The organism is Streptomyces sp. JK94 (assembly GCF_053613315.1).
Window position 1 is genome coordinate 1 of sequence record NZ_JBSICH010000082.1, and the last position, 4627, is coordinate 4627.

The window sequence follows — 4627 nt, forward strand, 5'->3', positions numbered from 1 at the left end:
GTGTCGGGCATGCTGTTGGGTGTCTGAGGGTACGGCCGTGTGGCCTGCTTTCAGTTGCCGGCCCCAGTGTACTCGGGAGTTTTTCCGGGGTGGTGGGTGGTTGGTCGTTGTTTGAGAACTGCACAGTGGACGCGAGCATCTGTGGCCAAGTTTTTAAGGGCGCACGGTGGATGCCTTGGCACCAGGAACCGATGAAGGACGTGGGAGGCCACGATAGTCCCCGGGGAGTCGTCAACCAGGCTTTGATCCGGGGGTTTCCGAATGGGGAAACCCGGCAGTCGTCATGGGCTGTCACCCGCTGCTGAACACATAGGCAGTGTGGAGGGAACGCGGGGAAGTGAAACATCTCAGTACCCGCAGGAAGAGAAAACAACCGTGATTCCGGGAGTAGTGGCGAGCGAAACCGGATGAGGCCAAACCGTATACGTGTGAGACCCGGCAGGGGTTGCGTGTGCGGGGTTGTGGGATCTCTCTTCCACGGTCTGCCGGCCGTGGGACGAGTCAGAAACCGTTGATGTAGGCGAAGGACATGCGAAAGGTCCGGCGTAGAGGGTAAGACCCCCGTAGTCGAAACATCAGCGGCTCGTTTGAGAGACACCCAAGTAGCACGGGGCCCGAGAAATCCCGTGTGAATCTGGCGGGACCACCCGCTAAGCCTAAATATTCCCTGGTGACCGATAGCGGATAGTACCGTGAGGGAATGGTGAAAAGTACCGCGGGAGCGGAGTGAAATAGTACCTGAAACCGTGTGCCTACAAGCCGTGGGAGCGTCGGACGGAGAGCTTGCTCTTCGTCTCGTGACTGCGTGCCTTTTGAAGAATGAGCCTGCGAGTTTGCGGTGTGTTGCGAGGTTAACCCGGGTGGGGTAGCCGTAGCGAAAGCGAGTCCGAACAGGGCGTTTCAGTAGCACGCTCAAGACCCGAAGCGGAGTGATCTAGCCATGGGCAGGTTGAAGCGGAGGTAAGACTTCGTGGAGGACCGAACCCACCAGGGTTGAAAACCTGGGGGATGACCTGTGGTTAGGGGTGAAAGGCCAATCAAACTCCGTGATAGCTGGTTCTCCCCGAAATGCATTTAGGTGCAGCGTCGTGTGTTTCTTGCCGGAGGTAGAGCACTGGATAGGCGATGGGCCCTACCGGGTTACTGACCTTAGCCAAACTCCGAATGCCGGTAAGTGAGAGCGCGGCAGTGAGACTGTGGGGGATAAGCTCCATGGTCGAGAGGGAAACAGCCCAGAGCATCGACTAAGGCCCCTAAGCGTACGCTAAGTGGGAAAGGATGTGGAGTCGCACAGACAACCAGGAGGTTGGCTTAGAAGCAGCCACCCTTGAAAGAGTGCGTAATAGCTCACTGGTCTAGTGATTCCGCGCCGACAATGTAGCGGGGCTCAAGCGTACCGCCGAAGTCGTGTCATTGCAGTAATACGGCCAACGCCGGCTGTGATGGGTAGGGGAGCGTCGTGTGCCGGGTGAAGCAGCCGCGGAAGCGAGTTGTGGACGGTTCACGAGTGAGAATGCAGGCATGAGTAGCGATACAAACGTGAGAAACGTTTGCGCCGATTGACTAAGGGTTCCTGGGTCAAGCTGATCTGCCCAGGGTAAGTCGGGACCTAAGGCGAGGCCGACAGGCGTAGTCGATGGATAACCGGTTGATATTCCGGTACCCGCTGTGAAGCGTCAGACATCGAGCATCGTGATGCTAAGGCCGTGAAGCCGTCCTGGAGCCTTCGGGCAAAGGGAAGTGGTGGAGCCGCTGAACCAAGCGGTTAGTAGGTGAGTGATGGGGTGACGCAGGAAGGTAGTCCATCCCGGGCGGTGGTTGTCCCGGGGTAAGGGTGTAGGCCGTGCGGTAGGTAAATCCGTCGCACATGGGGCTGAGACCTGATGCCGAGCCGATTGTGGTGAAGTGGATGATCCTATGCTGTCGAGAAAAGCCTCTAGCGAGTTTCATGGCGGCCCGTACCCTAAACCGACTCAGGTGGTCAGGTAGAGAATACCGAGGCGTTCGGGTGAACTATGGTTAAGGAACTCGGCAAAATGCCCCCGTAACTTCGGGAGAAGGGGGGCCACTTCTGGTGATGATCTTTACGGTCTGAGCTGGGGGTGGCCGCAGAGACCAGCGAGAAGCGACTGTTTACTAAAAACACAGGTCCGTGCGAAGCCGTAAGGCGATGTATACGGACTGACGCCTGCCCGGTGCTGGAACGTTAAGGGGACCGGTTAGCTCCATTTCGGTGGGGCGAAGCTGAGAACTTAAGCGCCAGTAAACGGCGGTGGTAACTATAACCATCCTAAGGTAGCGAAATTCCTTGTCGGGTAAGTTCCGACCTGCACGAATGGCGTAACGACTTCTCGACTGTCTCAACCATAGGCCCGGTGAAATTGCACTACGAGTAAAGATGCTCGTTTCGCGCAGCAGGACGGAAAGACCCCGGGACCTTTACTACAGTTTGATATTGGTGTTCGGTTCGGCTTGTGTAGGATAGCTGGGAGACTGTGAAGCTCGCACGCCAGTGTGGGTGGAGTCGTCGTTGAAATACCAGTCTGGTCGTGCTGGATGTCTAACCTGGGTCCGTGATCCGGATCAGGGACAGTGTCTGATGGGTAGTTTAACTGGGGCGGTTGCCTCCTAAAGAGTAACGGAGGCGCCCAAAGGTTCCCTCAGCCTGGTTGGCAATCAGGTGTTGAGTGTAAGTGCACAAGGGAGCTTGACTGTGAGACCGACGGGTCGAGCAGGGACGAAAGTCGGGACTAGTGATCCGGCGGTGGCTTGTGGAAGCGCCGTCGCTCAACGGATAAAAGGTACCCCGGGGATAACAGGCTGATCTTCCCCAAGAGTCCATATCGACGGGATGGTTTGGCACCTCGATGTCGGCTCGTCGCATCCTGGGGCTGGAGTCGGTCCCAAGGGTTGGGCTGTTCGCCCATTAAAGCGGTACGCGAGCTGGGTTTAGAACGTCGTGAGACAGTTCGGTCCCTATCCGCTGTGCGCGTAGGAGTCTTGAGAAGGGCTGTCCCTAGTACGAGAGGACCGGGACGGACGAACCTCTGGTGTGCCAGTTGTCCTGCCAAGGGCATGGCTGGTTGGCTACGTTCGGGAGGGATAACCGCTGAAAGCATCTAAGCGGGAAGCCTGCTTCGAGATGAGGACTCCCACCCACTTGATGGGGTAAGGCTCCCAGTAGACGACTGGGTTGATAGGCCGGATCTGGAAGCACCGCAAGGTGTGGAGGTGACCGGTACTAATAGGCCGAGGGCTTGTCCTCAGTTGCTCGCGTCCACTGTGTTAGTTCTGAGGCAACGAACAGTTGCCGGCTTTCGAGCTGAACAGACAATTAAAGAGTGTGCTTGTTCGCTCGAAACCTTTAGGGTTTCGGTGGTCATAGCGTAGGGGAAACGCCCGGTTACATTTCGAACCCGGAAGCTAAGCCTTACAGCGCCGATGGTACTGCAGGGGGGACCCTGTGGGAGAGTAGGACGCCGCCGAACAATCTTTGGGAAGGACCCCTGGTCCCCAGCGTTCAGCTGGGGACCAGGGGTCCTTTCGTTTTTCCAGGGCGCACCGGGTACCCGGTCTGCGCGAGAATGACTTGCGGTACCGAAGACAGGAGTCACCCATGTCCACCAACTCTCCCGACGATCGACCGGAGCGCGACCAGCGGCGACGGGACAGTGGCGACCGTGGCGACCGGAGTGGTCAGCGCGGGGACCGTGGTGGGTTCCGCCGTGATGACCGAGGCGCACAGCCCGGTGGCTTCCGGCGGGACGACCGGCGTGACGACAACCGTGGTGGGTTCGACCGGCGTGACGACCGTGACCGTGGGCCGCGTCGTGATGACCGTGACCGCGGGTTCCGCCGTGACGACCGTCGTGACGACCGAGGTGGGGACCGTCCCTCGTTCCGTCGTGACGACCGGGGTGACCGGGGTGGGGACCGCCCGTCCTTCCGTCGTGACGACCGGGGTGACCGGGGTGGGGACCGCCCGTCCTTCCGTCGCGACGACCGTGGTGAGCGTCGTGGTGACGACCGCGGTGATCGCGGTGGTTTCCGGCGTGACGATCGGGACCGTGGTGGTGACCGTGGTGGTTTCCGTCGGGACGACAACCGGGGCGATCGCGGTGGCTTCCGACGGGACGACCGGCGCGACGACAACCGTGGTGGGTTCGACCGGCGTGACGACCGTGACCGTGGGCCGCGTCGTGATGACCGTGACCGCGGTGGTGACCGCGGGTTCCGCCGTGACGACCGTCGTGACGACCGGGGTGGGGACCGTCCCTCGTTCCGTCGTGACGACCGGGGTGACCGGGGTGGAGACCGCCCGTCCTTCCGTCGTGACGACCGGGGTGACCGGGGTGGGGACCGCCCGTCCTTCCGTCGCGACGACCGTGGTGAGCGTCGTGGTGACGACCGCGGTGATCGCGGTGGTTTCCGGCGTGACGATCGGGACCGTGGTGGTGACCGTGGTGGTTTCCGTCGGGACGACAACCGGGGCGATCGCGGTGGCTTCCGGCGGGACGACCGGCGTGACGACCGGGACCGTGGTGACCGGGACCGTGGTGACCGGGGTGGGTTCCGTGGCCGTGACGACCGTGGTGACCGCGGTGGGTTCCGTGGCCGTGACGACCGT

General features: G+C 60.6%; 2 rRNA genes and 1 pseudogene. 2 read left to right on the forward strand and 1 reads right to left on the reverse strand.

What is annotated here, in order from left to right:
• Positions 1-143: 143 nt before the first annotated feature.
• Positions 144-3265, forward strand: a 23S ribosomal RNA gene (locus tag ACVV2G_RS33240).
• Between the two features lie 106 nt (positions 3266-3371).
• Positions 3372-3488 (forward strand): 5S ribosomal RNA (gene rrf / locus ACVV2G_RS33245).
• 122 nt (positions 3489-3610) lie between these two features.
• On the opposite strand, the pseudogene ACVV2G_RS33250 reads toward rrf, so the two are convergent.
• Positions 3611-4627: pseudogene (locus ACVV2G_RS33250) on the reverse strand (hypothetical protein); the annotation flags it as partial.